This window comes from Psychrobacter sp. 16-MNA-CIBAN-0192 (assembly GCF_040309565.1).
GTDB lineage: Bacteria > Pseudomonadota > Gammaproteobacteria > Pseudomonadales > Moraxellaceae > Psychrobacter.
This window is the reverse complement of sequence record NZ_JBEOOX010000418.1, coordinates 1-259: the sequence shown is the minus strand read 5'-3', so window position 1 is coordinate 259 and position 259 is coordinate 1. Positions and strand designations below refer to the sequence as shown.

Annotated in this window: 1 protein-coding gene; it reads left to right on the top strand. The window is 40.5% G+C overall.

What is annotated here, in order from left to right:
- The coding region (locus AAEY78_RS13810) for a hypothetical protein (RefSeq protein ID WP_352339928.1) at positions 1-259 on the top strand (259 nt) is incomplete at both ends.

Sequence of the window (259 nt, the reverse complement as noted above, 5' to 3'; positions counted from 1 at the left end):
CAACTGGTTTTGTAGCTTTGAATGTGAAGAGCTGAACCTGTCTAAATTTTCAAAAAGTGGACGCCTTCTCAAGCACGGAACAGTACTCCACACCAAGACAATGGCTGCTCTGGAAAAACTGAAAAAATACACTAAAAAGGGCAGAAAATCTAACGTTTCAACCAAACCCAATGATTACAAAGAGCTAAATAAGTCCCTTAAGATGGTAAACAAGGTGCTGGCTGAGGAAGTTGTGCTGTTGATGCAAGAACTAGAGAAC